The organism is Salinivibrio sp. MA427 (genome assembly GCF_001996115.1).
GTDB lineage: Bacteria > Pseudomonadota > Gammaproteobacteria > Enterobacterales > Vibrionaceae > Salinivibrio > Salinivibrio costicola.
Genome location: NZ_MUFH01000208.1, coordinates 1 through 4,723, shown reverse-complemented (window position 1 = coordinate 4,723; position 4,723 = coordinate 1). Strand labels below are relative to the sequence as shown.

4 protein-coding genes are annotated in these 4,723 nt (G+C 51.0%); 2 read left to right on the top strand and 2 right to left on the bottom strand.

Annotation, left to right across the window (positions count from 1 at the left end; translation table 11 throughout):
• Together BZG79_RS11815 and udp are read left to right on the top strand one after the other, a co-directional pair.
• On the top strand, nt 1-2,029 hold a 2,029-nt coding region (locus BZG79_RS11815; protein ID WP_347336591.1), incomplete at its 5' end, for a zinc/cadmium/mercury/lead-transporting ATPase.
• A gap of 228 nt (nt 2,030-2,257) precedes the next feature.
• Nucleotides 2,258-3,019 (top strand): uridine phosphorylase, encoded by a 762-nt coding sequence (gene udp / locus BZG79_RS11810; RefSeq protein ID WP_077461078.1) that lies wholly within the window; start codon nt 2,258-2,260, stop codon nt 3,017-3,019.
• A 118-nt stretch (nt 3,020-3,137) separates the two neighbouring features.
• Here the strand turns inward: udp and BZG79_RS11805 are convergent, their stop codons facing one another.
• Nucleotides 3,138-4,307 carry a DUF1887 family CARF protein gene (locus BZG79_RS11805; RefSeq protein WP_077461079.1) on the bottom strand — a complete coding sequence of 390 codons (1,170 nt, stop codon included), beginning with the start codon at nt 4,305-4,307 and terminating at the stop codon, nt 3,138-3,140.
• Between the two features lie 236 nt (nt 4,308-4,543).
• Nucleotides 4,544-4,723, bottom strand: a 180-nt coding sequence (locus BZG79_RS11800; RefSeq protein WP_199877774.1) for a hypothetical protein, incomplete at its 5' end; no start/stop codon positions are given.

Below are 4,723 nucleotides of genomic sequence, written 5' to 3'. Positions count from 1 at the left end.
AGAGAAGGCGATTCACGCCACACCGGGTGTTGAAAGTGCGACAGTACTGTTTGCGACTGAAAAGTTACGGGTGTCTCTCTCCCACAATGCACCCGCTGATACGCTTGCGGCGATTCAGTACGCGGCCAAAAAAGTGGGCTTTCCACTGCTGGCATTAAATCAACCCGCTATAGAGCCTTCTGGCTGGCAAAAGTGGCGCGATGATGCACTACTGTTTGGATTGATTGGCAGCATGCTCATCGCCTGGGGCCTGCATTATTGGTCTCCCTCACTGTCAGACTGGTTATTTACCGGCGCCACCGTGGTCGGATTAACGCCTATCTTACTCAAAGCGGGCAGGCTGGCACGTCAGGGATCCCCGTTTTCCATTGAAACACTGATGAGTATTGCCGCACTCGGTGCCCTCTACCTAGGAGAAACGACGGAAGCGGCCATGGTGTTGGTACTGTTTCTCATTGGCGAGCGGCTGGAAGGCTATGCCTCGACGCGTGCCCGTGACGGTATTCAATCATTAATGGCGTTAGTGCCAGAAACCGTGACGCGAGTGGGCAAAAACGGTGAACGTGAAGCCGTTGCGGCGAGCACATTAACGCCCGGTGATGTGATTGAGATTAGCGCCGGTGAGCGTTTGCCGGCGGATGGCAAGTTGATGGAAATGGCGGCGAGTTTTGATCAAAGCGCCCTGACGGGAGAGTCGATTCCGGTCGATATTGAAGCAGGCGACACCGTGATGGCAGGCAGTTTAGCCACCGATAAAACGGTGACACTGACGGTGACCTCTGCCCAAGGTGAAAACGCCATTGACCGAATCCTGCATTTGATTGAGCAAGCCGAGTCAAAAAAAGCACCGATTGAACGCTTTATCGATAGATTCAGTCGTTGGTATACCCCGACGATGATTGGCGTAGCCGTGTTAGTGGTTGTCGTTCCCCCCCTCTTTTTTGCTGCCAGTTGGCAAGAGTGGTTATACCGTGGCCTAGCACTATTATTGATTGCATGCCCCTGTGCGCTGGTGATTTCCACACCAGCGGCTATCACCTCGGGCTTGGCCACGGCAGCACGTCGAGGCGCGTTAATTAAAGGGGGAGCGGCGCTAGAAAGCTTGGCAAGTATCAACGCGGTATCCTTTGATAAAACGGGCACACTGACAGAAGGTAAGCCCATGGTCACGGATGTTTGCGTGTGGCAAGGCGATGAAACCACGCTGTTGCAACTGGCGACAGCGATCGAACGCGGTAGTCATCATCCATTGGCTAAATCACTCGTGCTCTACAGCACGGAACGCGGTCTTTCTATCCCCGATGCGACAGGGCTTCAAGCCAATGCAGGCCGAGGCGTAGAAGGGAAAGTCGACGGCCAGCTTGTTCGGATGGTTGCGATCGACAAACTCTCGGACGCCACGCTCGAGCATGCGCAGTATCAACAGGCCAGTCAGATCGCGGCACGCGGAGTCACCGTTGTGGTAGTGATGGTCGATGAGCGCCCTTATGGCATGATTGGCTGGCGCGATAAATTGCGCGAGGACGCACGTGAGGCGATTGAGCAGATCCGCGCGATGGGGATCCATCCTGTGATGCTGACAGGGGATAACCCGACAGCCGCTGCTGAAATTGCCGACGAGTTAGGGATTGATTATCGTGCTGGACTATTACCTGAAGACAAGGTTGCGGCGGTTGAAGCGTTCGCGAGTCAGTATCGGATCGCCATGATTGGCGATGGCATTAATGACGCTCCTGCAATGAAAGCCGCTCAGTTGGGGGTCGCGATGGGCAGTGGGACGGATGTTGCGCTTGAAACCGCCGAAGCAGCATTGAGCCATAATCGTTTAATTGAGCTGCCTCGCGTTCTTCAGCTCGCGCGCGCGACGCAAGCCAATGTGCGGCAAAACATCACGATTGCGCTAGGACTAAAAGGGGTGTTTTTGGTCACCAGTGTGTTAGGGATCACCGGTTTATGGGTGGCTGTACTGGCAGACAGTGGGGCGACAGCGTTGGTGACACTGAATGCATTACGCCTGTTGCGTGATTAGGACCAAAAATGAGGACACCCTCTGTCTGCTTTTACCTTTATAAAGTGATATTGATCTCTAAATTCTGAAAGTTGTAAGAGATTATCGTGCAATATGTCGATTATGGTCACATAAAAAGGAGCAGATTTGGGTATCCTAAATACATAATCAATAACGAGTTCAGGCCTACCTCGGTAGGCCTTACATTATTTTAAATGCTGATGATAGCATCCAGCGAGGAGACTGATTATGTCTGATACCCCTGTATTCCACCTTGGCGTCACAAAAGCCGATCTACAAGGCGCAACCACTGCCATCATTCCTGGTGATCCTGCTCGCGTTGAAAAAATCGCGAACTTGATGGAAAACCCAACGTTTCTCGCCTCACAGCGTGAATATACCTTGTACCTCGGTTGGCTAGATGGCAAATCCGTGGTGGTTTGCTCAACCGGCATTGGTGGACCGTCAACGTCTATTGCGGTAGAAGAATTGGCGCAATTAGGCGTGAATACCTTCTTGCGTGTTGGTACTACAGGCGCTATCCAGCCTGACATTAACGTCGGTGATATGATCGTGACCACCGGCTCTGTACGTCTTGACGGTGCCAGTACTCACTTTGCACCGATGGAATTCCCAGCGGTGCCTGATTTTGATGTTGCGACCGCGATGAAAGCCGCCGTTGATGAAGATGGTGCTACCGTACATACAGGGGTGACCGCATCAAGTGATACCTTCTACCCAGGCCAAGAGCGTTATGACACCTTTAGCGGTCGCGTTGTGCGTCGTTTCCAAGGCTCAATGCAAGAATGGCAAGAGATGGGTGTGTTGAACTTTGAGATGGAATCGGCCACTTTGCTGACCATGTGTGCCAGCTCAGGCCTACGCGCCGGCTGTGTCGCGGGTGTGATTATCAACCGTACGCAAAAAGAAATCCCAGATCACGCGACCTTAAAAGAAACGGAAGCACGTTCCATCAAAGTGGTGGTGGAAGCGGCCCGTAAGCTACTATAAGCTAGCGCGATATCAGCTAGCGCGATATCGTTATCCTTGAACGCGGTGCCCTGATGAGCACCGCGTTTTTTATTGCCGACAAGGTTGTCGAACGTGTCGTATCGCCTTGCGTAAGCGATTAACTTGTTCTTACTTCGATAGTACCGCCAGCCGCAATAAACCAATCGTAAAGATGGGTGCGTAAGTTGGCCAGCTGGTCAGGGCCGATCAAAGCTAAACCCAGATCTGTACCCCGCGTAATATCGTGATGACGTAATGGTCTAAAGCTGACCAGCATCGCACGTGCTTGCAAGCCACCCAGTAAATCGCGCAAAGACTCTAATTTATACAGGGTGTCATCACCGTCGCTAGACATGCCCTTTGTCTTGCACTCAATGATATGAAGCTTATTGTTAACCACCATGGCGACATCCAACTCATTGCGGACTTCTCGCTCGCCAATTTGGCGATAAACCTGCATAGAAAGCGCACTGTCTTGGATGGTCGGTAATTCTTTTTGGATAGAAGTGACCGTGTGGTGCACGTAGCTTTCCAGCCATTCTCCGTTGGCAAAACGTCGGGCTTCCTCACAGCTAAAAGTGAGCACACCATTTTCGTAGCGCGCTAATCCCGCATCCGATAAATCGTCGAGCAGCATCCCAAGTTCGCGATAGCCTTGCTGTTTTTCACTCAATGCAACATCCAGGCACTGTTCTTTTCGGCAAGTGGTCGCTAAGTAATTTAAAGTGGCTAAGCCTGGGCCTAATTCATAAGCATTGCTCGCCCATTTTTCTCCTAACCGATAAATATCATTGGTGAGACAGCCGGTTTCCTCTTCATCGTGATCTGCGCAACGGGCACCAAAAATCGTCATGTACTCGGTCAAACTAATATGATCTTCAACCTGTTGCTGTGGAAGACCGTCGGGATAGAGCCAGCACAATTCGTCGCTGTAGGGCTCAATCACATAACAGGGCCATTGATAGGTTCTAAACACTTCGTAAGCAGACAATAATTGGTGGCGTAGGCCACAGCTCGCATTAAAAAGAATGTCTTCAGAAGATTGGGTGAGCTGTTCGGCAAGACGCTTTACTTGGCTTTTGACTTCTCGGATATTGATATCATCCGAGATTTCAAAAAACTCCGTTTCAATGCCTTTCGGGGCTAACACACGAGTGAGTCGCTCAAACTCGAGATCTTGTTCAAGCGTACCAATCAATACCAACTTACTGACAGGCAATTGTTGATGTAAAACCGGGGTAACGAGTCGGACTGGATCCGAATCAATGATTCCTACATGAATAGCCATAAATGCTCCAGGCGGGCTATGCGGCGACAACAAGCCGCTAAATGATAAGTATAGTTGCCAGACTCAACAGATGACATGGATCTAATATCCGTCTTCAACGTCAGGCTTTCAACCGTAGATCGCGTAAATAAGTGTAATTTGACAGAGTGCTGACCTTGAGGCGTCAGTGTCAGTGTTTTAACCGCAAGCCCAGCCAACGACGGCTCGATAGCTGGGCACGTGCGTGTGAGGAGGCGCTAAGTCCGGCTTTGTTTGAGTGCTTGCTGACGCAATGTCGCAGTGAGCATATTTAACTCAGGGATCATACGCTGAATTAATGTTAACTGTTGCAGCACCATGCTTAACGGTGTGTTATCGACCCTATCATGAGCGGCGACGTTAGGCTCTGGGGTGTCGTGATATACAACGTCTGGGTG